Source organism: Streptomyces sp. NPDC032161, from assembly GCF_040636995.1.
In the GTDB taxonomy this organism is placed as follows: domain Bacteria; phylum Actinomycetota; class Actinomycetes; order Streptomycetales; family Streptomycetaceae; genus Streptomyces.
The window spans coordinates 1-24,369 of sequence record NZ_JBEZVN010000011.1 but is presented as its reverse complement, the minus strand read 5'-3'; the positions used below and the strand labels follow the sequence as shown (position 1 = coordinate 24,369).

The window sequence follows — 24,369 nt, the reverse complement described above, 5'->3', positions numbered from 1 at the left end:
GTGCGCAACGAGTGCCGGAGACCAGCCGTTCATGCCCGGGAAGACGTCCGGCGATCAGCCGTTCATCCACCAGAAACTGACGTCTTTACACGATCCCAACACACTTTGGTGCCCCTTTTTCCCAAGTTCGCTCGGATTGAGGAACGAGGTTCCCCCACACCACGCAAAACAACCCTCTTGTCGGACTCCCCAACCGCCTCGTCGTGGGCTTAACTTAGGTGGCATGACGTCCCCCCGCTCCACCTACGGCAGCGGCTACTACGCTGCGTCGTCGTTCCCCGACACTCCGATCTACGACTCCCTGGTCGCGGAGCGGGGCACCCCTCAGATCGCTCCGATCCGAGTGCCTGCCGCCTATGACACCGGCAGCAGCAATCTGCCGGCCCTCCCGGCGGCGCTGCCCGCTCTCCCGGCGGCACCCTCCCAGCCCGCGCCGCCGTACGGCTACCAGCAGCCGCCCCAGCAGGGGTACGCGCCGATGCAGCCCCCGCAGCTGCAGAACGCCCCGGCGCCGTACATCCCGCAGCAGCCGGGCGCGGCCCGCGGCGGGCACCCGGCGCCCTATCCGCAGCAGCAGCAGCGGCCCGCGCCCGCCACCGGGTACGAGGCGATGCGCCCGGCGTCACCGCGCCCCGCCCCGGCGCCCTCCCCGTACGAGGACCCGTACAACCGCCCCTACCCGGGCCGGGGGTACTGAGTCCGACCGTACCGAGCGGGAGTCGCGCAAGGTCGCACCGAGGTCGTCGTCGAGCCATGGGGACTCGCCGACGACCTCGTCGTTCGCGGGGCGGGCGGATCTCGTCGACGGCCTGCCCGTCCGCTCCCGACGTGCCGCCGCCCCCGTTCCCCCGGGAACCCGCGCGCACGGCCCGAGCGTTGACGTCGCGGCGGGTGATGACGTCGCTCTCCCCTCACCGCTTCGGAACGCGAGGCGTGCCGCATCGGGCCGCGACGGACACGGAAGGGGTGCGGAACCGTGCGAGCGGCAGCAGGAGTGTGGCGTTGGCGGCGCAGTCCCCTGTGCCGCGCCACCGACCGGCGCGAGGCGTGGGTGGCCCTGGTCGCCCTGCTCCTCATGACGCTGGGGGCACCGGCCCTGGGCGGGGTGTGCGGGGTGCTCGCGGACGAGAACCTGCAGCGCTCGGCGCGCGCCGAGCGGGCGGAACGACGCGCCACGGCGGCGGTCGTGCTCGGCCCGGCATCGGCGTCGTCCCGCGTCGTCGCCGATCCCGAGGGGGTGTCCGAACGCACCGCGCGGACGTCGGTGGTGGTGCGATGGCGGGCCCCCGACGGCACGGAACGGCGCGGCACGGTGGCCGCGCCGCCCGGGAGGACCGCCCCCGGGACCGGGGTGAGGATCTGGACGGACCGCGCGGACCGCGTCGTGGCGCGCCCCATGGACGTACCGACGGCCCGTGCGCACGCGGTGCTGGCCGGTCTCGGGGCGGCGATGGCCGCCGCCGGTCTGATCGAGTGCGTCCGTCGCCTGATCGTCCGGCACATGGTCCGCGCACGGCACGCCCTCATCGACCGCGCCTGGGCCGGGGCCGGCCCCGACTGGGGCAGGACCGGGACCGGCACCTGACCGGCGGGCCGCTCGGGTCAACTCCCGCCCCCCACGCGCGCTACGGTGGACCGGCCCGCCCGCTTCCTCGGCGGGCGGACCCGTGGGCGCCGCTGCCCGAAGGCCGGTGGCACGGGCATCACACACGCACGAGGTGGGGGCACAGCAGCGCCATGGCACAGGGCACGGTCCAGGTGACACACACCGGCACATCGCGGTGGCGGCGCCGCACAGGCGAATACCCCACCCTCACCGCGGCCCTGGAGGCCGCCGCGGACGGTGACGTCCTCACCGTCGCGCCGGGCACCTACCGGGAGAACCTGGTCCTGCACCGCGCGGTGACGCTGCGCGGGCCCGAGGGCTCGGTCGGCTCGGTGCGGATCGCACCGGCCGACGGCGTCCCGCTGACCGTCCGCGCCTCCGCCGTCGTCACCGACGTGCACGTGGAGGGCCAGGACTCGACGGCCCCGGCGCTGCTGGTCGAGGACGGGGCACCGGAACTCGCGGACCTGCGGATCGTCACGCGTTCGGCCGCCGGAATCGAGGTGCGCGGCGCGGGCCGGCCGACGGTGCGCCGCTGCACGGTCGACAACCCCGCGGGAGCCGGCATCGCCGTGCTCGACGGCGCGGCCGGGGTGTTCGAGCAGTGCGAGGTCGTCTCGGCCGGACAGTCCGGCGTCTCGGTGCGCGACGGCGCGCACCCGCGGCTGGAGCGCTGCCGGGTCCATCACGCCTCGGGTTCGGGGCTGAGCGTCACCGGCGAGGGCAGCGGCCTGGAGGCCGTCGGCTGCGAGGTGTACGAGATCAAGGGCAGCGGGATACAGGTGTCGGCCCGTGCCGCAGCCCATCTCACCGACTGCACGGTGCACCGCACGTCGGCGGACGGGGTCACGCTCGACACCGACGCCGTACTGACGCTGGCCGACTGCGACATCCACGACATCCCGGAGAACGCGGTGGATCTGAGGTCCCGTTCGGTCCTCACCCTCACCCGTTCCACCGTGCGCCGGTTCGGCCGCAACGGGCTCTCGGTCTGGGATCCGGGCACTCGTGTCGACGCCAACCAGTGCGAGATCCACGACAGCACGGGCGACTACCCCGCGGTCTGGGTCAGCGACGGGGCGACGGTGATACTGGACTCCTGCCGGGTCCACGACGTGCCGGACGCCCTGTTCGTGCTCGACCGCGGATCGCGCGCCGACGTCGTCGACAGCGACCTCTCCCAGATCCGCAACACCGCGGTGTCCGTGAGCGACGGAGCGACGGCCCAGCTCGACGACTGCCGCGTCCGCGAGGCGTCCACCGGCGCCTGGTTCCGCGACCACGGCAGCGGCGGCACGCTGAACAACTGCACCATCGACACGGTGCAGACCGGGGTGATCGTCACCAAGGGCGCCGACCCGGCGATCGAGCGGTGCACGGTCACCTCGCCCACCGAGGCCGGTTTCTACGTCTCCGCCGAAGGCCGCGGTACCTTCCACGGCTGCCGGGTCACCGGCAGCGAGGGCTACGGCTTCCATGTGATGGACGGCTGCCGCACGACACTGACCCGGTGCCGCACCGAGCGCTGCGCCCGCGGCGGTTACGAGTTCGCCGAGGGCGGTGCCCACGGCGACGGCCAGGGGGCGGGACCCGCCGTGGAGGACTGCACCAGCGACGAGAGCGCGCTGCGCTCTCCCGCCCCTGCGGCACCCGCCGTGCTGACCGCCACCCAGCCGGCATCCGCCGGGCTGCTCGGGGCGGTCCCCGGTCCGCGTGCCGCGGATCCCGCACTGGCCGAGGCGTCGCCCGCCCGCCCGGTGCGCGACGCGGACACCGTCCTCGGCGAACTGGACGCCCTGGTGGGGCTGGACAGCGTCAAGCGTGAGGTGCGCGCCCTCACCGACATGATCGAGGTCGGCCGTCGACGCCGGGAAGCCGGCCTCAAGGCGGCGTCGGTGCGGCGCCACCTCGTCTTCACTGGCTCCCCCGGCACCGGCAAGACCACCGTGGCCCGGCTGTACGGCGAGATCCTCGCCTCGCTCGGGGTGCTGGAGCAGGGACATCTGGTCGAGGTGTCCCGCGTCGATCTGGTGGGTGAGCACATCGGGTCGACCGCCATCCGTACCCAGGAGGCGTTCGACCGGGCGCGCGGCGGGGTGCTGTTCATCGACGAGGCGTACGCCCTGTCGCCGGAGGACTCCGGCCGCGACTTCGGCCGGGAGGCGATCGACACGCTCGTGAAGCTGATGGAGGACCAGCGGGAGGCGGTGGTCGTGATCGTCGCCGGGTACACCCACGAGATGGAGCGGTTCCTGACCGTCAACCCCGGTGTGGCGTCGCGTTTCTCACGGACCATCACCTTCGGCGACTACGAGCCCGCCGAGCTGCTCCGGATCGTCGAGCAGCAGGCCGAGGAGCACGAGTACGACCTGGCCCCCGGGACCGGTGAGGCACTGCTGAAGTACTTCACCGAACTGCCCAAGGGCCCGGCCTTCGGCAATGGTCGCACCGCGCGGGGGACGTTCGAGTCGATGGTGGAGCGGCACGCGGGCCGGGTCGCCCAGCTCTCCGCGCCGAGCACGGACGACCTCAGCCTGCTCTACCCGGAGGATCTCCCGGAACTCCCTTGAGAACGAAGGGGCTTCGAGGCCCCGTCCCCCGTCGTCGCCTGACGGGGCAGAACGGGGCCGAGGCGGTCGAGCAGCGCGGTCCGCTCCTCGGCGAAGACCGGGTCGGCCTGGTAGTCGAAGTGCCCCAGGACGGGCTCGGGCAGCGGGTGTTCGGGCGTGCGCCCGTAGACCAGGGGGTCCTTCAGCGGCCCCCGGTCCACCGCGGGCCCCGGCGCCTCGTCGAACCCGGCCCGGCCACCGATCGGGTCGGTGGCCCGCCAGAGGTTGCGCCAGCAGTTCACGGTGCGGTGCAGGCCGTGCAGCGGTCCGGGACCGAAGTAGGCGGGGAACCAGCGCCCGTACAGGCGCTCGATCGGTGAGCCGTAGGTGAGCAGGGCGACCCGGCTGCGCGTCCGCGCGGGCAGCTGCCAGACCGCCGACGCGGCGAGGACGCTGCCCTGGGAATGGCCGGAGATGACGAGTCGGCCACCGGTGAGCCCGGTCCAGCCGGACATCCGGGACACCAGGTCCGGGACGGCGCGCTCGGCGTAGCAGGGCGGCGCGAAGGGGTGCGCGGCGCGCGGCCAGAAGGTCCCGACGTCCCAGAGAATGCCGATCGTGCGCCGCGCGGAGGCGTCGCGGTAGGCCCGCCGCCCCCAGGTGACGAACAGTATGAACCCGAACCCGATGAGCCAGGAGCCGGTGGACTGGGCCGCCTCGGCCACTCCCTCGACGAACGGCCCGCTCCCCTTCAGCGCGACCCCGGGAACCTCTCCGCCGGCCCAGGCGCCCCAGACCGCCGCCGCGCCCAGCAGCAGCGTGGCGCCCGCCACCGGGCCGACGATCGCGGGGGCGGAGTCGGTGAGGGCCGCCGCGGCCCGGATACGGGCGATCTGCCGCGTCCGGGCGGGGTCGGGCCGCTCCTTGCCGTACTCCCGGTCGATCCCCGGTTCCAGGGCGCGCGCGGTGAGCCAGGTGCGGACGAGGAGCAGGAGGGCGGGGATGACCAGCAGCGCCAGCAGGACCGGGATGACCGCGGCCTGCCAGCTGAGCAGCACCGGCGGTCCCTCGATGACGGCACCGGCCGTGCCCGGGGTGCCGGAGCCGTCGAGCCAGTCGGCGACGCGCTGGGCGACCCCGCCGGTCATGACGCCGCCGAGCGCGCAGGCGAGCATGGCCACCACCGGTCCGCCCAGTCCGTGCAGGACGGTGCGGGGTTCGGGTGTCCTGCGGTAGAGGCCGAGGGCCACCCCGGCGAGCAGGAGCACGAGCAGCACCTGGGCGAGGGTGATGACGCCGAAGGCGAGGTGACCGGGCAGGGCGCCGGTGGAGACCCAGCCCGGACGCGACCATGCGGCGTACCCCCCGGTGAGGACGAGCAGGGCCAGGGCGGCGCCCGGCAGGTAGGTGACGAGGGCGCGGTCGAGCCGGTTGTCCAGGCGGCGTTCGCTGCGCCCGCGGCGGCAGACGACCCAGAGCACGACCAGGGCGCCCGCCACCAGGGCCGCCTCGATGAGGCGGCCGAAGACGACGGGTACGGGGCCGGGCGCGGCACGGTCGTGGCGGGTGGCGGCGCCCGCCACGAAGGCCGCGACGGTGAGGAAGCCCGCGGCGGTGTGGGCGGCGCGCAGGCGGGCGACGAGCCTGCGGCCGTACCAGAAGCCCGGCCTGCCGAGGGCGGGGCGGCCCTGTGCCGCGGGCTCGGGGGCGCCCTCGCCGTCGCCGGTCCCGTCCCCGGCGTCGCCGTCCGGTCCGGAGCCGGTGAGCGGGCGCTGCGACTCGTACGCGCTCCACGTCCGGTTGGACAGGAACCACAGCAGTCCCACCAGGGCGGTGGGCACCAGCGCGGCGAGGGCCAGCCGCCGCCCCGGCTGGGACCACCAGCCGCCCTGCGCCGACGAAAGGAAGCCGAGCCAGGAGCGCCGGTCCGCGCAGTCCGGGGCTCCCGCGCACTGCCAGGCCGTCAGGTCGAGGGCGACCTCGCACACGGCCGCGGTCAGCAGGATCGTGAGGCTGAGCGCGACGAGCCGGACGAGGACGCCGTACAGGCGCACCGCGCGGGTGCGGGCGCGGGCGGTGGGGCGCATCCAGTGGGCGAGGTTGACGACCATGAACGGGAGCAGCAGCAGCCACAGCGCCCGGGAGCCGTTGCCGGAGGTGAGGTTGGACCAGCAGTAGGCCTCTTCGATGGGCCGGTCGCGGTACCGCTCCGGGTGCTGTTCGGCGTCGGTGTCCCCCGGGCGCCGGTAGACCGCCGCCGTCGCGTCGCCGGTGATCCGGACCACGCGGGGTTCGTCGAGCATCTCCTGGGGGGTGGCGCCGCCCACGCCGTGGACCAGCAGCTCCAGCGCTGGCCCCGGCGACGGGGCCCGGGTGGCAGGTGGCACTGGGGTGACTCGCTCTCTCGCTCGTGGGGGGAGTCCTGATGGACAGTCACCAGGATCGTGGCGGAACGGCGGTATCCACGCCGCCCTCACGGAATCTCCCCACCGCGTCGGCCGGCGACACCGCGTGGCAGGATGATCCCGTTTCCAGGGGACTGGCGGTCGGCGGGAAGGAACGGACCGGCGTTGAGCGAGAATCAGAACCTGCTCGCGGAGCAGCGGCGTGCCCTGATCCTCGACGAGGTGCGCAGGCGGGGCGGGGTCCGGGTGAACGAGCTGACCCGCAGACTGAACGTCTCCGACATGACCGTGCGCCGGGACCTGGACGCGCTGGCCCGCCGGGGTGTGATCGAGAAGGTGCACGGCGGCGCCGTTCCGGTGGTCGAGGCCAGTACGCACGAGCCCGGTTTCGAGGCCAAGTCGGTCCTGGAGCCGACCGCCAAGGAGGACATCGCGCGGGTGGCGGCGACGATGGTGGTGCCGGGCAGCGCCGTCGCGCTCTCCGGCGGCACGACGACGTACGCGCTCGCCCGGCGGCTGGTGGACGTGCCCGATCTGACGGTGGTGACCAACTCGGTGCGGGTCGCGGACGCGTTCCACTCCGCGCAGCGTGCCGACGCGGCGGGCGGGGCGCGCCCCGGGGCTGCCACGGTGGTGCTCACGGGCGGGGTGCGGACCCCGTCCGACTCGCTGGTCGGTCCGGTCGCCGATCAGGCGATCGCCTCGCTCCACTTCGACGTGCTGTTCCTCGGGGTGCACGGGATCTCGGTGGAGGCCGGTCTCTCGACGCCGAATCTGGCGGAGGCCGAGACCAACCGCCGTTTCGTCCAGTCCGCGCGGCGGGTGGTGGTGGTCGCGGACCACACCAAGTGGGGCACGGTGGGCCTGAGTTCGTTCGCCGCACTGGACCAGGTGGACACGTTCGTGACGGACGCGGGGCTGTCGGCGGCGGCCCGCGAAGAGATCGCGGTGCACCTGCCGGGCCTGCTGGTGGCGGAGCCGGCCCCGGACGACACCTGAGGTCCTGCGGGGCTCCCCAGGCGGTCACCGGGACCGCGTGCGGCATGTGCGGTCCGGCCGAGGTGCCGGGCGGCGTCGGTGCGGGTGGCCGGTACGGGTGGCCCGTGCCGCCGTTCGGAGTCGTTCGCCGGGCCGCGCGCTCCGGTCCGGTGGAAGACTCGGGCGGGTGAAGGATTCCTCGGGCGGTACGCGGCCGCTCTGTCTGGTGACGGGTGCCACCGGCTACATCGGCGGGCGGCTGGTACCCGGGCTGCTCGACGCCGGTCACCGGGTGCGTGCGGCGGTGCGGGATCCCCGCAGGCTGCGCGACCATCCGTGGGCGGACCGGGTCGAGGTGGTGGCGGCCGACGTCCGGGACGCCGGTTCCGTGCGGGCCGCGATGCGGGACGTGGACGTGGCGTACTACCTGGTGCACGCGCTCGGCTCCGGGCCGGGCTTCGAGGAGCGGGACCGCGAGGCGGCCCGGATCTTCGGCGAGCAGGCGCGGGCCGCGGGGGTCGGGCGGATCGTGTATCTCGGCGGACTCACCCCGCACGGGGTGCCCGAGCGGGACCTGTCCCCGCATCTGCGGTCGCGGGCCGAGGTGGGGCGTGTGCTGCTCGCTTCCGGGGTGCCGACGGCCGTGCTGCGGGCGGCGGTCGTCATCGGGTCGGGTTCGGCCTCCTTCGAGATCCTGCGCCATCTCACGGAGCGGCTGCCGGTGATGGTCACGCCGAGCTGGGTGAGCACGTCGATCCAGCCGGTCGCGGTGCGGGACGTGATCCGGTGGCTCGTCGGCTGCGCCGGGCTGCCCGCCGAGGTGAACCGCGCCTTCGACATCGGGGGTCCGGACGTCATGACGTACCGGGACATGATGCGCCGGTACGCGGAGGTCGCCGGGCTGCCGCGCCGGCTGATCCTGCCCGTCCCGGTGCTCACCCCGGGACTCTCCGGCCTCTGGATCGGGCTGGTCACCCCGGTGCCGCCGTCGATCGCCCGGCCGCTGGCGGAGTCGCTGCGGCACGAGGTGGTCTGCCGCGAACACGACATCGCCCGATACGTGCCCGATCCGCCGGGCGGTGCCCTCGGCTTCGACGAGGCGCTGCGGCTGGCGCTCCAGCGGATCAAGGAGGCGCGGGTGGACACCCGGTGGTCCTCGGCGTCGGTGCCCGGCGCGCCCAGTGATCCGTTGCCCACGGATCCGGACTGGTCGGGCGGCACGCTCTACCGCGACGAACGGGAGCTGACGGTGCCGGTGCCGCCGGACGCGCTCTGGCGGGTGATCGAGGGCGTCGGCGGCGAGAACGGCTGGTACTCGTTCCCGCTCGCCTGGGCCGTACGGGGCCAACTCGACCGATTCGTCGGCGGTGTCGGGCTGCGGCGTGGGCGGCGGGACCGGCAGCACCTGCGGGTGGGCGACTCGCTGGACTTCTGGCGGGTGGAGGAGATCGTTCCCGGTGAGCTGCTGCGACTGCGCGCCGAGATGCGGCTGCCCGGTCCGGCGTGGCTCGACCTGTCGGTGGCCCGTGACGGGCGGGGGCGGACGGTCTACCGGCAGCGCGCGCTGTTCCATCCCCGTGGGCTGCTCGGCCATGCCTACTGGTGGAGCGTATGGCCGTTCCACGCGGTGGTGTTCGGCGGCATGGCCCGTAACATCACCGCCGCCGCACGGTCGGCGCCGCCACGCTCGGCGGGCTGACGGCCTTGCGGACGAAGACATCTGACGGAGCGCCAGCTATGGTGTGCGCGGTCCCGTACGCCCCTGCCGACCGCACGGAGGTGCACCCGTGTCCCGCCGACTCCGTTCCGTGGGGATCGACTTCGTCGATTCCGCTCCCCTGCGCCTGGTGTTCGCCGCCGGGATGTCCTCGTCTCCCGAGCGGGTCTACCGCGCCCTCGCCGACGAGGTGGCGGACTGGCCGCGCTGGTTCGCCTCGGTCACGGCGGCCCGGTCCATCGGCGAGGGGAGGGCCCGCGAGGTCCGGCTCAGGGGCGGAGCGGTCCTGCGCGAGACGGTCCTCGTGGCGGATCCCGGCGAGCGGTACGCCTATCGGGGCGACGCGGCCAACACCCCCGGGATCCGGGCCCTGGTGGAGGAGTGGCTGCTCACTCCGGAAGGGGCCGGGACGCGGGTGCGGTGGACGTTCGCCGCGGACGGTTCCGGGCCCTTCCGGTTCGCCCTGCGGCTCGGCCGCTCCGGGATGGGCCGGGCGTTCCGGGACGCGGTGCGCACGCTCGACGGGCGGCTGGCCGCGTCGTCGGAGTGAGGCGGGCCGCGGGCCCGGCGCGGGACGGGACCGGCACCGCGCCGGGACCGGGCCGTGCGGACCGGCCCGTTCGCCCCGGCTACCCGGACCAGCCGCCCCCGTTCAGGAAGGAGTCGATGGTCGCCGCGTACGGGGCGATGTCCAGTCCCTGCCCGACGAGCCAGTCGTCGGAGTAGTACTTGTCGAGGTAGCGGTCGCCGGGGTCGCAGATGAGCGTGACGACGCTGCCCGTGGTGCCCTCCTCCACCATTTCGGCGACCAGCTTGAACGCGCTCCACAGTCCGGTGCCGGTGGAGCCGCCCGCCTTGCGGCCGATGGCCGTCTCCAGGGCGCGTACGGCGGCGACGCTGGCCGCGTCCGGCACCTTCATCATGCGGTCGATCGCCCCGGGCACGAAGCTCGGCTCCATCCGGGGCCGGCCGATGCCCTCGATCCGGGAACCGCAGTCACTGGTGGCCAGGGGATCGTTCCGGGTCCAGCCGTCGAAGAAACAGGAGTTCTCCGGGTCGGGCACGCAGATCCGGGTGTCGTACTGCATGTAGTGCACATAACGCGCGATGGTCGCCGAGGTGCCGCCCGTCCCGGCCGTGGCGACGATCCAGGTCGGCTCCGGGTAGCGCTCCAGCCTGAGCTGCTGGTAGATCGACTCGGCGATGTTGTTGTTGCCGCGCCAGTCGGTGGCCCGTTCGGCGTAGGTGAACTGGTCCATGTAGTGGCCGCCGGTGTCGGCGGCGAGCGTGGCGGACTCCTCGTACATCGTGCGGGAGTCGTCGACGAAGTGGCACCGGCCGCCGTGGAATTCGATCAGCCGGCACTTCTCGGGGCTGGTGGTGCGGGGCATCACGGCGATGAACGGCACACCGATCAGCTTGGCGAAGTACGCCTCCGAGACGGCCGTGGATCCGCTGGACGCCTCGATCACCGGCTTGCCCGGCCGGATCCAGCCGTTGCAGAGTCCGTAGAGGAAGAGCGAGCGGGCCAGCCGGTGCTTGAGGCTGCCGGTGGGGTGCGTCGACTCGTCCTTGAGGTAGAGGTCGATGCCCCACGCCTCGGGCAGCGGGAAGCGCAGCAGATGGGTGTCGGCGGAGCGGTTGGCGTCCGCCTGGACCTTGCGTACGGCTTCCTTGAGCCAGGCCCGGTAACCGGGGTCGGAGCGGTCGACGTCGGCGGTCGCCGCGACCGGGTCGTGTCCCTGCTGAACCGTGCTCATGGGCGCGCTCCTCCTCGTGTCACCGCAACTCCACGCCGCCCACGATATTCCCCTCACCTGCACAAACGTTTCCTTTGATGGGCCATAGCCTTGGCTTGGCCCCAGCGCGCGGTACGGGCGCGCCCGTGCGCCGGTACGCGACCTGGCGCGACGGTCCCGGCTTGTGCAGACTGCCCATCAGAGCCATGCGAAGGGGGCGAAGCAGCCATGCAGGAAACGGAGTTCAGTGCGACGGGGGTTCGGATCGAACGGTGGGCCCGGTCGCTCACCAGGGCCGGACAGGTGGTCGTCAAGGACGGCAGGGTGGCCCTGCTGACCAGCTACGGACGGGAGATCGACAGCGCGCCGGTGCGGACGGTGAGCGCGGGCCGGCCGTGGTTCGCCGGGGCCGGGGCGACCGTGGCGCGCCTCAACGGGACGCGCTACCGGCTGACGATGGGGCAGCGCGGCCACGGGCCGGACCGGACGGGTCCCGCCCGCAGGTTCCTGGAGACGCTGCGCAGCGCGGGCGGCCGGATGATCTGAGCGGACGGCACCGCCGGCACCTCGCGAGTTGCGAGGCCGTGTCCCCTGGGCGACATTGGTCACACGTCACTCGTGGTTCACCGGCGGTGACGCTGTGACCCTCTCCGCCGGCAGGGATCGGCAGGCCGTCTGCTGGATCCGTTCCTCCGTCTTCTTCCGGACCCAATTCGGGGAGTCGCAGCCGTGATCAGCGAGCCAAGCAGGCACTGCACGGTGGAGCTCCAGGCCCTGCCGTCGCGGATCGGTCAGGTCCGCAGAATCATTTCGGCCCAGCTCCGCTACTGGCATCTCGATCCCTTGATCGACCATGCGGCACTCGGCGTCACCGAACTGCTGACCAACGTCCACCGGCACGCCCAGCCGGACAAGGCGTGCACCGTCGAGATCGAACTGTTGCTCGAACGACTGACGGTGTCCGTCCACGACCACGACCCGCGGCTGCCGACGGTGCGCGAGGCCGGAGCGTTCAGCACGTCGGGACGCGGTCTCGCCCTGATCGCCGCCGTGAGCGAGAGCTGGGGAGCCCGCCCGAGGGGCGGGGCGGGCAAGGTCGTCTGGTTCACGCTCCCGGCGCCTCCCCGGTTCGCCGTACGGCCGTCGCACCCGGTGTACGGGGCGACCACGGACGGGCCGTTCGAGCCGGACGCCGCCGCGTACCCGGCGGGCCGCACCCCGTCCGTCGCCCGGTCGATGGTGGTCGGATAGCGGGAACGGCCGCGACGGCCGCCGGGCCGCCCCGCTCGCAGCCGTAGGGCCGCGCCCGCGCGGCCGGCGGGCCGGGTGCCGATGGATCCGGAGGCCGTCGCCGGTGGGCTGGTGCCCGGGGCACGCGGATCGAGCCGTTGCCTCAACACGCGGCCGATTCCCCGGATCATCGCCGGGAGAAGGCGGCCCGGTCGATTCCCGGCGGGCCCCGCGGTCGGACCTCAGCGCCGGGCCGACGCCAGCACACTCAGACCGAACATCAGGACGCCCAGGGGGAGGTGGACCGACGGGACGTGGGCGATACCCAACACGACCTGGACCGAGGCGAGCACGAGGAATCCTGACGCGTGCAGGACCGGCCGGGGCGAGCCGCCGCCCGGCTTCCACGCCAGCACCGCCGCGAGCACGTACAGCATCGACGCCCCGTACATCACACGGGCTCCGACGCCGTGCAGCGTCTCCCCGTAGGACGAGGTCAGCAGCAGCCCGGCCGAGACCGCCTGAAGGAAGATGGTCAAGGTCTGCAGAGCGATCGCGATCCGCAGGAACGAGGAGCCGCGTCGCGCGTTCGCCGTCACCTGACTGGCCATGTCACAGTCCCCTTTTCCGCCCTCGGGCAGTGGATCGATAAGGTCTCACCTGCCCGACGACGCGGGCCCGCGAAAGGTGAGGCGAGGGGGCGGCCGCAAGCATGGGGACTGTCGGGGCCGGCGCAGACGGGATAGTCGGCGAGCGGCGCCAACTGATCAATGTCGCCTACCGGTTGCTCGGCTCGGTGACCGAGGCCGAGGACGCCGTGCAGGATGCCTACACACGGTGGTACGGGCTGCCGCGGAGCCGGCAGGAAGAGATCCTGTCCCCCGGCGCCTGGCTGACGACGGTGACCGGCCGCATCTGCCTGGACCTGCTCGGCTCGGCACGGGCCCGTCGTGAACGCCACGTCGGCGCGTGGCTGCCCGAGCCGCTGCCCGACCGCGCCGAGTGGGACCACGCGGGCCCCACCGGCCCCGCGGACCCCGCCGACCAGATCGTTCTGGACGAGTCGGTGGCCATGGCCTTCCTCGTCGTCCTGGAGTCTATGACGCCCGCCGAACGGGTGGCGTTCGTCCTGCACGAGGTCTTCCGGTACCCGTACGCCGAGATCGCCGGTGTTCTCGGCCGGACCCCTGCGGCCTGCAAGCAGTTGGCGGCCTCCGCCCGGCGGCGGGTGGGCGCCGCGGGCGCTCCGGTGCCGGCGGCCGGCCGGGCCGACGTGGTGAGGCACGTCAAAGTGGCCTGGGAGGCCAAGGACATCGCGGCCCTCGTCGGTCTCCTCGACCCGGCTGCCGTGATGACCGCCGACGGCGGCGGCATGGTCGGCACCGTCCTGCAGCCGGTCGAGGGCGGCGCGCGCATCGCCCGGTACATGGTCGCCATCGCCGACAAGGCTCCGGGGCTCGAACTCCTGGAGCGGTCGGTCAACGGTGCGCCGGGCCTGGTGGCCCAGCGCACCGGCGTCGTCGTGACCGTGGCCTCGTTCGAGGTCTCCGACGGGCGCGTCAGCCGGATCTGGGCGGTCCGCAACCCGGAGAAGCTGCGGCCGTGGGCGCGGGTGGGCTGAGGGCTGTCCCGTGTTCCCTGACGGGCGGGGTCACCCTCGCCCGAGGTGATCCTCCCGGGTCGCGCGAGGATCCCCGTGGCCGGCCCGGGACGGGCGTTCGCCCGGGCGACACCCGCCGACCGGGGCCGAGCGCGCCCCGCCGGGGTGCCGAGGGGTGGGTACGGCGCGGACGCCACCGTCCCGGGGCCGCCCGCGGGCGACCGACGAGCAGGCCCGGCAGGGCCCCGCCGCCGCTCGGGGCGGCGCGGGCAGCCGCGCCCCGGCTCAAGCGAGCGCGGCCAGCGGGTCGTCGAGCACCGGCTGCCAGGCCAGTTCCGCCGCGCCCACCAGGCTGTTGTGGTCGAGCGTGCACGGCAGGATCGGCACACTGCCGCTGCGCCCCCACAGACTGCGGTCGGCCACCACCGCGCGCAGCCGTTCGGGGTCGGCGTCGAGCAGGGCTCGGTGCAGTCCGCCGAGGATGATGCGGTCCGGGTCGAGGATGTTGACCAGCCCGGCGAGCCCGAGGCCGAGCCGGTCGATCAGCTCCTCGGCGGCACCCCGCACCGCCGGGTCGTCGTACTCCGTGCGCAGCAGGTCGCCTGCCTGCTTGAGCAGCGACTCCTCCGGGCCCGGTTCGCGGCGTGCCGCGAGCAGGAAGGCCAGCGGATCGGTCTCGACGTCCAGACAGCCGCGACCGCCGCAGTGGCACGGGCGGCCGTCGGGATTCACCGGGAGGTGCCCGACCTCCAGCGCGAGCCCCGAACTCCCGGTGTGCAGACGGCCGTCGAGGACCAGCGCGCCGCCCACGCCGCGGTGACCGGTGGCCACGCAGAGCAGGTGCCGCGCGCCGCACCCGGCGCCGTGACGGTGTTCGGCGAGCGCGGCGAGGTTCACGTCGTTCCCGGCGAAGGCGGGGCCGGGGATGCCCGCCGCCGCGACGTGGGCGGCGAAGATCTCGCGCACCGGAGCCCCCGCGGGCCAGGCGATGTGCAGGGGGTTGAGCGCGGCCCCCTCGGGTTCGGCGACCGCGGACGGCACCGCGATTCCCGCGCCGACGCAGCGGCGTCCGCTGTCCCGCAGCAGGCGGGCGCAGTCGTCGACGACCTCTCCGATGACCTGCGCCGGGTCGGCCGTGACGGTCACGCATCCGGGAGCGGTGGCGACGATCCGCCCACCCAGCCCGACGAGCGCCGCCCGGTACCCGTCCGCGTGCACCTGCGCGGCGACCGCGACCGGACCCGACTCGCGCACGGACAACCGGTGCGAGGGGCGGCCCTGGGAACCGGCGGCGGAGCCCGGCCGGGAGTCGACCTGGATCAGGCCGAGCGCCTCCAGCTCCGAGGCGACCGCACCGGCCGTCGCCCGGGTGACCCCGAGTTCGGAGGTGAGGACGGCGCGGGTGGGCGCGCGCCCGGTGTGGACCAGTTCCAGCGCGGGCCCGAGCGCGCTGCGGCCCCTCTCCAGCTTCGTCCGGGTGGTGGTCACCTTTCCGTTCATGGGGGCGAGTCTCCCATGATCCGGGCGTGCCGCCGACGCCCCGGCGTCGCACCCGCGGCCCGGACGGCGGCGCCCCGTCGAGCGCCTTGCACGCGTTGCCCCGGCGCCCCTATCCTGAGTTTGTGCCGCAACTAAACAAATTGCGGACGGCCCTGCCGGGAGTCCCGGGCGGTCGCACCGCCACGTCTTCGACGGCCCGCCTCCGTACCGCGCTGACCGTGTTCTTCGCCCTCGACGGTTTCCTCTTCGCCGGCTGGGTCGTCCGCATTCCGGCCATCAAGCACCAGACCGGTGCGTCGGCCTCCGGCCTGGGGCTCGCGCTGCTCGGCGTGTCCGCCGGGGCCGTGGTGACCATGATGCTCACCGGCCGACTGTGCCGCCGGTTCGGCAGCCACGCGGTGACGGTGGTCTGCGGCGTGCTCCTCTCCGTGAGCATCGCGCTGCCCGCGCAGGCTCGTTCGGCGTTCACGCTCGGCCTGGTGCTGCTGGTCTTCGGGGCCGCGTACGGCGGGATGAACGTGGCGATGAACAGCGCGGCCGTCGATCTGGTGACCGCCCTGCGGCGTCCCGTGATGCCGGGATTCCACGCCGCGTTCAGCCTCGGCGGAATGATCGGGGCCGGGCTCGGCGGGCTGGTGGCGGGCGCCCTCTCACCCGCCACGCACCTCTTCGCCCTCACCGGGATCGGGCTCCTGGTCACGGCGACGGCCGGACCCGCGCTGCTGCGCCACCCGAGACCCGGGCCGCCCGCCCCCTCGTCCACGTCCGCCCCGGCGGGGGCGGCCGACGGCTCCGGGGCGCAGCCGCGACCGGCCCGGCACGCACGGCGAACGGTGCTGCTGTTCGGCGTGATCGCGCTGTGCACCGCGTACGGCGAGGGCGCGCTGGCCGACTGGGGCGCCCTCCATCTGGAACAGGACCTGCGCGCCCACCCCGGGATCGCCGCCGCCGGATACTCCTTGTTCGCACTGGCCATGACGGCCGGCCGGCTCGGCGGCACGATGCTGCTCCAGCGCCTCGGCCAGACCCGCACCCTGGTCGCGGGCGGCGCGACGGCGGCGGCCGGGATGCTGCTCGGCTCGCTCGCCCCCACCGCTTGGGCGGCCCTTCTCGGGTTCGCGATCACGGGCCTCGGCCTGGCGAACATCTTCCCCGTGGCGGTGAGCCGGGCCGGGGAGGTCTCAGGCCCCTCGGGGGTGGCCGCCGCGTCGACGCTGGGCTACGGCGGGATGCTGCTCGGACCGCCCACGATCGGCTTCCTGGCCGACTGGCTCTCCCTCCCGACGGCCCTCACCACGGTGGCACTGCTGGCCTCGGCAGCCGCCGTCCTCGGATACGTGGCGCGGGGCACCACCCGCACATGAGGCATCGGCCGCACCCCCCGGACGGCCACACGCGCGCGGGCCGGATCCGGTGATCCCCGGACCGGATCCGGGGACTTCCAGGCCGGATCCGGGGACTCCCGGGCCCGCCGGGTGGGCCGCGGGCGCGCGTCGGCGCCGATCTGCGCCGCTGGCACAATCGGCATCATGGACATCACGAGGCATGTCGAGTCCCTGGCCGACGAAGGACGGTTGCTGATGGCCGCCGCCCGTGAGGCGGGCACCTCGGCGCCGGTGCCCACCTGCCCGGACTGGCGGATGCGCGATCTGGTCCGACACACAGGCATGGTGCACCGCTGGGCAACCGGATTCGTCATCGAGGGCCACCCCTCGTACCACCCGAACGGCGGGGAACCCGATCTCGACGGACCCCCGCTCCTCGACTGGTTCCGCGAGGGCCACGCCCTCCTGGTCGACGCCTTGACGGCCGCCCCGGCCGGGCTGGAGTGCTGGACCTTCATGCCCGCTCCGTCGCCACTGGCCTTCTGGGCCCGGCGCCAGGCGCACGAGACGACGATCCACCGGGTGGACGCGGAGTCGGCACGCGGCGGGCGCCTGTCGACGGTGGCGGCCGAGCACGCGGTGGACGGCATCGACGAACTGCTGCACGGCTTCCATTCCCGCGGTCGGAGCAAGGTGCGCTCGGCGACACCGTGTTCCCTGCGGCTGCGTGCCACGGACATCGACGCCACCTGGACCGTACGGCTGTCGCCCGAACCGCCGCGCACCGTACGCGACGAGGAGACGGCCGAACCGGTCCTGGCGGACTGCCGGTTGAGCGGTACGGCCGAGGAGCTCTACCTGACGCTGTGGAACCGGCTGCCGCTCACGACGCTCACCATGGCGGGCGACCCCGGGCCGGCCCGGATCTGGCGGGAGAACTCCGGGGTCACCTGGTCCTGACGGCGGACCGGCGACACGGTGGTCCGCGCCCGGCTCAGACGAGCCAGCCGGGGCGCACGAGCCCCGACTCGTAGGCGAGAACGACGAGTTGGGCCCGATCGCGGGCGCCGAGCTTCACCATGGCGCGACTGACGTGGGTCTTCGCGGTGAGCGGGCTGACGACCAGCCGTCGGGCGATCTCCTCGTTGGAGAGTCCCATGCCGACGAGGGCCATCACCTCCCGCTCCCGTTCGGTCAGCCCGCCCAGCCCGGTCGCCGCAGCGGGCCCCTTGGAGCGGGCCGCGAACTCGGCGATGAGCCGACGGGTGACCCCTGGTGAGAGCAGGGCGTCCCCGTCCACCACGGCGCGTACCGCCCGCAGCAGTTCGTCCGGCTCGGTGTCCTTGACGAGGAAGCCGGAGGCCCCGGAGCGGATCGCCTCGAAGACGTACTCGTCGAGCTCGAAGGTGGTGAGCATGACCACCTTGACACCGTTCAGCGCGGTGTCCCCGGTGATGGCGCGGGTGGCGGCGAGGCCGTCGAGGAGCGGCATCCGGATGTCCATCAGCACGGTGTCGGGGCGCAGTTCGCGCACCAGGCGCACGGCCTCCTCGCCGTCGGCGGCCTCCCCCACCACCCCGATGTCCGGCTGGGCGTCCAGCAGCGCGCGGAACCCGGCCCGGACCAGCAGCTGGTCGTCGGCGAGCAGAACACGGATCACGCCGTCTCCGTCTCGTTCTCGTTCTCCGACGGTCCGGCCGAGCCGGTGGGGCGGGTGGAACCGGGCGACCGCGGCGCGCCGGGCGGCAGCGGGAGCTCGGCCAGCACCCGGAATCCGCCGTCGGCCCGGGGCCCGGCCTCGATCGTGCCACCCAGCGCGGCGGCCCGCTCCCGCATCCCCGCCAGTCCGTTGCCGCTGCCCCCGGCGTCGCCACCGGTGGCGGGTCCGTCGTCGTCGACGCGAAGGCGGACACGGCCGGGACCGTAGCCGATCCTGACCCGCGCGGTACGCGATCCGGAGTGCCGGATCACATTGGTCAGCGCCTCCTGCACGATCCGGAAGGCGGCGAGGCCGGTGGCGGGCGGCACGGCGTCACGCGCCCCGTCGGTCTCGACGGTGACGGCCAGTCCGGCGCTCGCCGCCTGGTCCACGAGTTCGGGCAGCCGGTCCAGACCGGGGGCCGGGGCCCTGGGCGCGTCCCCGGGAGCGCGCAGGGCGTCCAGGACCTGGCGGACCTCCCCCAGCGCCTGCCTGCCGGCGGCCCTGACGGCGGTGAGCGCGGCCCGCGCCTGCTCGGGGTCGGAGTCCAGCAGCGCGAGGCCGACGCTCGACTGGACGTTGATGACGGAGATGCTGTGGGCCAGCACGTCGTGGAGCTCACGGGCCATCCGCAGCCGCTCCTCGTCGGCCCGGCGCCGCCGCGCCGCCTCCTGCTCCGCGCGCCGCGCCGCCCACTGCTCACGGCGTACGCGGACGAACTCGGCGACCGCGACGATCGCCACCACCCAGGCGGCGATGCCCAGTTCCTGCCCCCAGGAGGCGGCGTGGTCGTCGGCCGGCGGCAGCCACCGGTGGAGCGGGTGGGTCACCAGGACGTGGCCCAGCCACACCATGCCGACCGCCGTCCAGGCCGCCCGCCGGTGCCCGGAGACGACGGCGCCGAAGCAGCCCACGGCGACCGCCAGGAAGACCGGCCCGTACGGATATCCGGCCGCCAGGTAGACCGTCGCGGCGGCCGAACTCCCGAACGCGGCGGCCACGGGGTGGCGGTGGCGGAGCAGGAGCACGGCGACAGCCGCGAGGAGCAGCAGCCGGGCGAAGAGGTCCAGCGGGGCCCGTTCGTCCGTCTGGACCCGGGCCGCGACGGTCGAACCGATCAGCACGACGGCGCCCAGCAGGATCGTCGAAGGCCAGGGCAGCCGGGAGGCCGAGTGCCCCGGCGCCTCCACCAGCCATCGCGGCGGTCCGTCGTACCACCGGTGTGTGCGTCGCTCCTCCATGCCGGCCACGCTAGACGGCGTACCTCGGCTCGGGCGTCCGCCGGGAGTGGCGGTCGCCCGTACTCCCCGGGGAGTACGCCGCGGGCACGGAGCGGGACGCGGACCCGGCTCGGGGCCGGTCCGTGCTGGTGCCGTTCGGTCCTGGACCGGGTCGAACGCATCGGCACCGACCGCCGGACACCACCGAGCGGGTCGGCCGTCCTGGGCCCTGTCGTCGCAGTGCCGCCGTTCGGCCGGAGGTCGGATTGCGCGGCGTCCGGTGCTTCCCCGAGTTCTCGGCTTCGCTCGAACAGGGGAGACGCCTTGCGATGCACCGCACCGGACGCCGCGGGCCCCGCCCTTCGGGCGGACGACGCTACTTTCGCAACATGTCCTGGCGGTCCATCATCGACAGCGCCCGCTGGGCCAGCGGGTGCGTCCGGACCAGTTCGGCCAGCGACGTCGTCCCCCGGGTCACCCCGGCGAACGCGTTCCAGGCCGGACGGAACCCCGTCAGCACCGCATGCAGCACACCCGGGCGCCGTTCGAACAGCTTCAGCATGCGGCGGCCGACGCCCATCTCGACGCCGAGCCCCGCCTTGATGGCGAAGGCGTAGTTGAGCGCCTGACGCCGGGCATCCACCGCGTCGTGCGACTCTGCGACCCGGACCGCCCACTCACCGGCGAGCCGCCCCGACCGCAGCGCGAAGGAGATGCCCTCGCGGGTCCACGGTTCCAGCAGTCCCGCCGCGTCGCCGCACACCAGCACCCGTCCGCGCGACAGCGGCGAGTCGTCGCTGCGGCAGCGTGTCAGATGCCCGGAGGAGATCTTCGGCTCGAACCCGGCGAGCCCCAGCCGGGCGATGAAGTCCTCCAGGTACCGCTTGGTGCCCGCGCCGTCGCCGCGCGCCGAGATCACACCGACGGTGAGGGTGTCGCCCTTGGGGAAGACCCAACCGTAACTGCCGGGCATCGGGCCCCAGTCGATCAGCACCCGCCCCGCCCAGTCCTCCGCGACCGTCGGTGGGACCGGGATCTCCGCCTCCAGGCCGAGGTCCACCTGATCCAGCTTCACCCCGACGTGGGCTCCTATCCGTCCGGCGCTGCCGTCGGCGCCGACGACCGCGCGGGCCAGGACGGTCTCGCCACCGGCCAGCACCACGGCGACCGTGCGCCGGTCCGGTACCGCGGCACCGTGCTGCTCGACCCTCGTCACGGTGGCTCCGGTACGGAGTTCGGCACCCGCCTTCTGGGCCTCCTCGACCAACCCCGCGTCGAACTCGGGGCGGTTGATGAGACCGAAGAGCATCCGCTTGGAACGGCGGGTACGCGCCAGCCTGCCGTTGAGCGAGAACGTCACCGCGTGGACCCGGTCGCGCAGCGGCAGCTCGAATCCTGGCGGCAGCGAGTCCCGCGAGAACCCGATGATCCCGCCGCCGCACGTCTTGTAGCGCGGCAGTTCGGCCCTCTCGAGGAGCAGTACCCGTCGGCCCGCGACCGCCGCCGCGTACGCCGCGGAGGCTCCGGCCGGTCCACCACCGACGACGACCACGTCCCACACGGTCGACTCTTCGCGCTCCTGCACGGCGTCTGCGTTCTCGCTGCTCACGATGTGCTTCTGCTCCCGATCCCACCAATGGCCCATGCTGCTCACGGCATCCTACGGCGCGCCCGTCCGGACACCCCCTGTGGGAGGATCGACCGAGCGTTCGCCCCGCACGCACACCGCACCACCGGTACGTGTGCGCCCGGATTCGTACCCATAACGTCGCACCCACGAGGAGCGTGCCCATGACCGCCCGTCCGATCTCCGAGACCATCGCCTCGCTGATGCCCCGCGCCAAGGCGGAGCTGACCGAGCTGGTGGCCTTCCAGTCGGTGGCGGATCCCGCGCAGTTCCCGAGGAGCGAGTGCGAGGCCGCCGCCAACTGGGTCGCGGACGCGCTCCGCGCCGAGGGCTTCCAGGACGTCGCCCTGCTCGACACCCCCGACGGAACGCAGTCGGTGTACGGCTTCCTGCCGGGTCCGGCCGGCGCCCCGACCGTGCTGCTCTACGCGCACTACGACGTACAGCCGCCGCTCGACGAGTCCGCCTGGCTCTCGCCGCCGTTCGAGCTGACCGAGCGGGACGGCCGCTGGTACGGCCGGGGCGCGGCCGACTGCAAGGGCGGCTTCATCATGCACCTCCTCGCGCTGCGCGCCCTGAAGGCCGACGGGGGCGTCCCGGTCTCGGTCAAGGTGATCGCGGAGGGCTCCGAGGAGCAGGGCACCGGCGGACTGGAGCGGTACGCGGAGGCGCACCCCGAGCTGCTCGCCGCGGACACCATCGTCATCGGCGACACCGGCAACTTCCGCGTCGGCCTGCCGACGGTCACCGCGACGCTGCGCGGCATGACCATGCTGCGGGTCACCCTCGACACCCTCGAAGGGAATCTGCACTCCGGTCAGTTCGGCGGCGCCGCCCCGGACGCGCTGGCCGCGATGATCCAGCTGCTGGCGTCGCTGCGCGCCGAGGACGGCAGCACCACCGTCGACGGGCTGACCGCGGACACCGAGTGGGACGGGCTCCAGTACCCGGAGGCCGAGTTCCGCGCGGACGCCAAGGTGCTCGACGGCGTCGAGCTGATCGGCACGGGTACGGTCGCCGACCGGATCTGGGCCCGGCCCGCCGTGACCGTCATCGGTATCGACTGCCCGCCGGTGGTCGGCGCGACCCCCTCGCTCCAGGCGAGCGCACGAGCCCAGATCAGCCTGCGGGTACCGCCGGGCCGGGACGCCGCCGAGGCGACGGAACTGCTGACCGCGCACCTCATGGCGCACGCCCCGTGGGGAGCCAGGGTGTCGGTGGAGCAGGTCGGCCAGGGCCAGCCGTTCCGCGCGGACACCACCAGTCCCGCGTACACCTCGATGGCGCGGGCGATGGAGGTCGCGTACCCCGGCGAGACGATGCAGACGTCCGGGATGGGCGGCTCGATCCCGCTCTGCAACACCCTCGCCGCGCTCTACCCGGAGGCCGAGATCCTGCTGATCGGCCTGAGCGAGCCGGAGGCTCAGATCCACGCCGTGAACGAGAGCGTGTCGCCCGAGGAGCTGGAGCGCCTGTCGGTCACCGAGGCCCTCTTCCTGCGCAACTACGCCGAGTCCAAGAGGGCCTGACGGGGCTTCGGGAGAAGGCGTCCCCGCGGGTTCCCGGCGCCTGCCGGGCCCGCGGGGCGAGTCGGCGGACCTTTCCCTCACACCCCGCCGTGCCCGCCTCCGACGGAGTCGGCCGAGGCGCACTGCCGCGGCGTCGGCCGCATGGGCCTTCGTGGTATCGGCCGTACGGGCCCTCGGGGGCACCGACCCGGTGGTCCGCTCGCCTCCGACGCCGCCCGGGCCCGGCGGCCCCCGACCGTCGCCGACGCCGACGCCGGGCCGCGCCGGAGCCCTCCGCCTCAGCCGACCGGGATCCCGGCCTCCAGATTGAGCACGGTCTTCCGTTCCCGGGCACGCAGCGCCCAGCGCAGCCTCTCGTAGCGGGTGGGAGGGAGCAGGACGGCGGCCTCCTCCTCGGTGACGAACCGCCAGCCGCGCAGCTCCGAGTCCGGCAGCAGCAGCCGCTGAACGTCCGCGCCGGGCAGCAGCCCGCCGTCGAAGAGCATCCGGAGACCTCCGTATCCGGGCGGGTGGGGCGCCTCCCAGTCGACGACCAGGAGCTTGGGCACCCGGTCGAGGTGGATCCCTATCTCCTCGGCCACCTCACGGATCCCCGCCTGCGCCGGTGCCTCGCCCTCCTCGACGACCCCGCCGGGGAACTCCCAGCCCGGCTTGTACGTCGGGTCGACGAGCAGGACCCGGTCGTGCTCGTCGAAGAGCAGCACCCCGGCCGCGACGGTCTCCCCGGTCGGGGCGGGGGTCTGCACGATCTCGCAGGCGGTGGCCGCTCCGGTGCGCACCGCCTCGGCTATGCGCTCGGCCGTCTCGTAGGGGGTGAGCGCGCTGGTGTCGATCGTGAGGGCGTCACGGGTGAGCCAGCCGAGCGCCGCCCGGTAGGGGCCGATGTGCTCGTAGGCCCATTGCTGGGCCCGTTCGCCGTGCCCGGGGTCGTCGGGGGACTCCACCCGGCCCGCGATCCGTTTGCGCAGGATCGTTTCCTCTTGCGAGAGCAGCACATGGCGCACCGGTATGCGCCGGGAGGCGAGCCCGCCGAAGATCTCGTCGCGGTATTCCTGCCGCAGCAGCGTCATCGGCACCACCAGCACGCCGGACACCTCGGCCAGCAGAGCCGCGGCGGTGTCCACCACCAACCGCCGCCAGATCGGCAGGTCCTGGAAGTCCGTCACCTCGGCGAGCCGCTTCTGAGGCAGCAGGTACCGCAACCCCGCACCGATCAGCTCGGGGTCGTAGAAGGTGCTGTTCGGGATCAGATCGACCAGCTCGCGCGCGGCGCTCGTCTTCCCCGCGCCGAACGCACCGTTGATCCAGACGATCACGGTTCCCCCCTCTTCCGTAGCCCCCTGTGGCTTGCCCGCAACACCCTGCCGCGAAAACCCGGCTGTGGCGATGCTGTTACCCGAAAGGGACCGTCGGATGCCCCCGGACGCGGCTCGTGTTCGCGACCGGCCCGCACACCGCCACGACGGGCCCGGCCCGCCATACATGACCTCCCGTCAAAACACTTCCGGAGCAGCGGATCCGGGGCCCGGGCGAACCTCTCCACCGGGCCATGCCCACTCCACGCCGGACCTTCGGTTCCGCCTTCCGCCCACCGGAACGAGGACGGCCTTCACGCCATTGCCACAATCACATCACCAACGGAACA

20 protein-coding genes are annotated in these 24,369 nt (G+C 73.8%); 12 read left to right on the top strand and 8 right to left on the bottom strand.

Annotated elements, in window-relative coordinates; genetic code table 11:
- Nucleotides 1-223: 223 nt before the first annotated feature.
- The 3 genes from AB0E67_RS20840 to AB0E67_RS20830 all read left to right on the top strand — a co-directional run bounded on the left by AB0E67_RS20840 (nucleotide 224) and on the right by AB0E67_RS20830 (nucleotide 4,176).
- Complete coding sequence (locus AB0E67_RS20840) at nucleotides 224-697, top strand: DUF6643 family protein (RefSeq protein WP_362028762.1); 474 nt, start codon at nucleotides 224-226, stop codon at nucleotides 695-697.
- Nucleotides 698-976: 279 nt separating this feature from the next.
- The gene (locus tag AB0E67_RS20835; RefSeq protein ID WP_362028759.1) at nucleotides 977-1,585 is read left to right on the top strand and encodes a hypothetical protein; all 609 of its coding nucleotides are present in this window, start codon (nucleotides 977-979) and stop codon (nucleotides 1,583-1,585) included.
- A gap of 152 nt (nucleotides 1,586-1,737) precedes the next feature.
- Complete coding sequence (locus AB0E67_RS20830; protein WP_362028757.1) at nucleotides 1,738-4,176, top strand: right-handed parallel beta-helix repeat-containing protein; 2,439 nt, start codon at nucleotides 1,738-1,740, stop codon at nucleotides 4,174-4,176.
- Here the strand turns inward: AB0E67_RS20830 and AB0E67_RS20825 are convergent.
- Nucleotides 4,146-6,542 (bottom strand): hypothetical protein, encoded by a 2,397-nt coding sequence (locus tag AB0E67_RS20825; RefSeq protein WP_362028754.1) that lies wholly within the window; start codon nucleotides 6,540-6,542, stop codon nucleotides 4,146-4,148. The genes AB0E67_RS20830 and AB0E67_RS20825 overlap by 31 nt on opposite strands.
- Before the next feature lie 183 nt (nucleotides 6,543-6,725).
- Here AB0E67_RS20825 and AB0E67_RS20820 point away from each other — a divergent pair, with 183 nt between their 5' ends.
- The 3 genes from AB0E67_RS20820 (at nucleotide 6,726) to AB0E67_RS20810 (ending at nucleotide 9,805) form a co-directional block, all read left to right on the top strand.
- The gene (locus AB0E67_RS20820) at nucleotides 6,726-7,559 is read left to right on the top strand and encodes a DeoR/GlpR family DNA-binding transcription regulator (RefSeq protein ID WP_362028751.1); all 834 of its coding nucleotides are present in this window, start codon (nucleotides 6,726-6,728) and stop codon (nucleotides 7,557-7,559) included.
- 166 nt (nucleotides 7,560-7,725) lie between these two features.
- Nucleotides 7,726-9,237 (top strand): SDR family oxidoreductase, encoded by a 1,512-nt coding sequence (locus AB0E67_RS20815; RefSeq protein ID WP_362028749.1) that lies wholly within the window; start codon nucleotides 7,726-7,728, stop codon nucleotides 9,235-9,237.
- Nucleotides 9,238-9,325: 88 nt separating this feature from the next.
- Complete coding sequence (locus AB0E67_RS20810) at nucleotides 9,326-9,805, top strand: SRPBCC family protein (RefSeq protein ID WP_362028746.1); 480 nt, start codon at nucleotides 9,326-9,328, stop codon at nucleotides 9,803-9,805.
- A 79-nt stretch (nucleotides 9,806-9,884) separates the two neighbouring features.
- Here AB0E67_RS20810 and AB0E67_RS20805 read toward each other — a convergent pair whose 3' ends face one another.
- Complete coding sequence (locus AB0E67_RS20805; RefSeq protein ID WP_362028743.1) at nucleotides 9,885-11,015, bottom strand: PLP-dependent cysteine synthase family protein; 1,131 nt, start codon at nucleotides 11,013-11,015, stop codon at nucleotides 9,885-9,887.
- 207 nt (nucleotides 11,016-11,222) lie between these two features.
- Here AB0E67_RS20805 and AB0E67_RS20800 point away from each other — a divergent pair, with 207 nt between their 5' ends.
- Together AB0E67_RS20800 and AB0E67_RS20795 are read left to right on the top strand one after the other, a co-directional pair.
- Nucleotides 11,223-11,540, top strand: a complete 318-nt coding sequence (locus AB0E67_RS20800) for a hypothetical protein (protein WP_073785777.1) — start codon at nucleotides 11,223-11,225, stop codon at nucleotides 11,538-11,540.
- 183 nt (nucleotides 11,541-11,723) lie between these two features.
- Nucleotides 11,724-12,245: an ATP-binding protein gene (locus AB0E67_RS20795; protein WP_360105001.1), complete on the top strand. Its 522-nt coding sequence runs from the start codon at nucleotides 11,724-11,726 to the stop codon at nucleotides 12,243-12,245.
- A 221-nt stretch (nucleotides 12,246-12,466) separates the two neighbouring features.
- On the opposite strand, the gene AB0E67_RS20790 is transcribed toward AB0E67_RS20795, so the two are convergent.
- On the bottom strand, nucleotides 12,467-12,835 hold the full coding sequence (locus tag AB0E67_RS20790; RefSeq protein ID WP_362028740.1) for a hypothetical protein: 369 nt from the start codon (nucleotides 12,833-12,835) through the stop codon (nucleotides 12,467-12,469).
- Nucleotides 12,836-12,936: 101 nt separating this feature from the next.
- On the opposite strand from AB0E67_RS20790, the gene sigJ reads away from it, so the two are divergent.
- The gene (gene sigJ, locus AB0E67_RS20785; protein WP_362028737.1) at nucleotides 12,937-13,845 is read left to right on the top strand and encodes an RNA polymerase sigma factor SigJ; all 909 of its coding nucleotides are present in this window, start codon (nucleotides 12,937-12,939) and stop codon (nucleotides 13,843-13,845) included.
- A gap of 264 nt (nucleotides 13,846-14,109) precedes the next feature.
- On the opposite strand, the gene AB0E67_RS20780 is transcribed toward sigJ, so the two are convergent.
- Complete coding sequence (locus tag AB0E67_RS20780; protein WP_362028734.1) at nucleotides 14,110-15,324, bottom strand: ROK family protein; 1,215 nt, start codon at nucleotides 15,322-15,324, stop codon at nucleotides 14,110-14,112.
- Between the two features lie 122 nt (nucleotides 15,325-15,446).
- Here AB0E67_RS20780 and AB0E67_RS20775 point away from each other — a divergent pair, with 122 nt between their 5' ends.
- Together AB0E67_RS20775 and AB0E67_RS20770 are read left to right on the top strand one after the other, a co-directional pair.
- Nucleotides 15,447-16,688 carry an MFS transporter gene (locus tag AB0E67_RS20775; protein WP_362028731.1) on the top strand — a complete coding sequence of 414 codons (1,242 nt, stop codon included), beginning with the start codon at nucleotides 15,447-15,449 and terminating at the stop codon, nucleotides 16,686-16,688.
- Between the two features lie 165 nt (nucleotides 16,689-16,853).
- The gene (locus tag AB0E67_RS20770; RefSeq protein WP_362028728.1) at nucleotides 16,854-17,609 is read left to right on the top strand and encodes a maleylpyruvate isomerase family mycothiol-dependent enzyme; all 756 of its coding nucleotides are present in this window, start codon (nucleotides 16,854-16,856) and stop codon (nucleotides 17,607-17,609) included.
- 34 nt (nucleotides 17,610-17,643) lie between these two features.
- Here the strand turns inward: AB0E67_RS20770 and AB0E67_RS20765 are convergent, their stop codons facing one another.
- From AB0E67_RS20765 to AB0E67_RS20755, 3 genes are all read right to left on the bottom strand, one after another.
- Nucleotides 17,644-18,309 (bottom strand): response regulator transcription factor, encoded by a 666-nt coding sequence (locus AB0E67_RS20765; RefSeq protein WP_362028725.1) that lies wholly within the window; start codon nucleotides 18,307-18,309, stop codon nucleotides 17,644-17,646.
- The gene (locus AB0E67_RS20760) at nucleotides 18,306-19,589 is read right to left on the bottom strand and encodes a sensor histidine kinase (protein WP_362028722.1); all 1,284 of its coding nucleotides are present in this window, start codon (nucleotides 19,587-19,589) and stop codon (nucleotides 18,306-18,308) included. Before AB0E67_RS20760 ends, AB0E67_RS20765 begins: the two co-directional genes overlap by 4 nt.
- 355 nt (nucleotides 19,590-19,944) lie before the next feature.
- A complete protein-coding gene (locus tag AB0E67_RS20755; protein ID WP_362028719.1) occupies nucleotides 19,945-21,177 on the bottom strand; it encodes a geranylgeranyl reductase family protein in 1,233 nt (410 codons plus the stop codon).
- Nucleotides 21,178-21,359: 182 nt separating this feature from the next.
- Here AB0E67_RS20755 and AB0E67_RS20750 point away from each other — a divergent pair, with 182 nt between their 5' ends.
- Nucleotides 21,360-22,724 (top strand): dipeptidase, encoded by a 1,365-nt coding sequence (locus AB0E67_RS20750; RefSeq protein WP_362028716.1) that lies wholly within the window; start codon nucleotides 21,360-21,362, stop codon nucleotides 22,722-22,724.
- A gap of 278 nt (nucleotides 22,725-23,002) precedes the next feature.
- On the opposite strand, the gene AB0E67_RS20745 is transcribed toward AB0E67_RS20750, so the two are convergent.
- Nucleotides 23,003-24,040, bottom strand: a complete 1,038-nt coding sequence (locus tag AB0E67_RS20745) for an NUDIX domain-containing protein (RefSeq protein WP_362028713.1) — start codon at nucleotides 24,038-24,040, stop codon at nucleotides 23,003-23,005.
- Nucleotides 24,041-24,369 lie beyond the last annotated feature (329 nt).

What these genes read in the sequence shown, in the direction of transcription:
- AB0E67_RS20805 (WP_362028743.1), bottom strand. Translation starts at nt 11,015, where the DNA reads ATGAGCACGGTTCAGCAGGGACACGACCCGGTCGCGGCGACCGCCGAC.
- AB0E67_RS20790 (WP_362028740.1), bottom strand. Translation starts at nt 12,835, where the DNA reads ATGGCCAGTCAGGTGACGGCGAACGCGCGACGCGGCTCCTCGTTCCTG.
- AB0E67_RS20800 (WP_073785777.1), top strand. Translation starts at nt 11,223, where the DNA reads ATGCAGGAAACGGAGTTCAGTGCGACGGGGGTTCGGATCGAACGGTGG.
- AB0E67_RS20750 (WP_362028716.1), top strand. Translation starts at nt 21,360, where the DNA reads ATGACCGCCCGTCCGATCTCCGAGACCATCGCCTCGCTGATGCCCCGC.
- AB0E67_RS20840 (WP_362028762.1), top strand. Translation starts at nt 224, where the DNA reads ATGACGTCCCCCCGCTCCACCTACGGCAGCGGCTACTACGCTGCGTCG.
- AB0E67_RS20780 (WP_362028734.1), bottom strand. Translation starts at nt 15,324, where the DNA reads ATGAACGGAAAGGTGACCACCACCCGGACGAAGCTGGAGAGGGGCCGC.
- AB0E67_RS20830 (WP_362028757.1), top strand. Translation starts at nt 1,738, where the DNA reads ATGGCACAGGGCACGGTCCAGGTGACACACACCGGCACATCGCGGTGG.
- AB0E67_RS20760 (WP_362028722.1), bottom strand. Translation starts at nt 19,589, where the DNA reads ATGGAGGAGCGACGCACACACCGGTGGTACGACGGACCGCCGCGATGG.
- sigJ (WP_362028737.1), top strand. Translation starts at nt 12,937, where the DNA reads ATGGGGACTGTCGGGGCCGGCGCAGACGGGATAGTCGGCGAGCGGCGC.
- AB0E67_RS20770 (WP_362028728.1), top strand. Translation starts at nt 16,854, where the DNA reads ATGGACATCACGAGGCATGTCGAGTCCCTGGCCGACGAAGGACGGTTG.